The following is a 313-nucleotide window of genomic DNA, read 5'->3' on the forward strand; positions in this document are numbered from 1 at the left end:
ACGAGATTGCGGCGCTTGTAGGCTTCGCTGTCGAAGGGATGCAGGCGCTTGCGGTAGGGTGCGTTGGGGATCACCGGACGCATGCCGCGGGCCAAGAGCTGGTGGCGCAGGGCGTCGCTGTCATAGGCGCGGTCGGCGGCCAGGGTCTTCGCGGCGGGGGACATGGCGATCAGGTCGTGGGCGACGGGGGCGTCGCCGCGCTGTCCTGCGGTGACGATGAAGGCGATGAGCCGTCCACGCTGATCGACCAGGGCGTGGAGCTTGGTGGTCCGCCCGCCGCGCGAGCGGCCTATGGCGTTGGCGAGAGCCCCCC

At 70.9% G+C, this 313-nt stretch carries 1 protein-coding gene; it reads right to left on the reverse strand.

Going from position 1 to position 313, the window contains the following annotated elements:
- The coding region (locus U1T56_RS24300; protein ID WP_418162057.1) for a transposase at nt 1–313 on the reverse strand (313 nt) is incomplete at both ends.

The organism is Benzoatithermus flavus, from assembly GCF_037908215.1.
GTDB classification, from domain to species: Bacteria; Pseudomonadota; Alphaproteobacteria; order Geminicoccales; family Geminicoccaceae; genus Benzoatithermus; species Benzoatithermus flavus.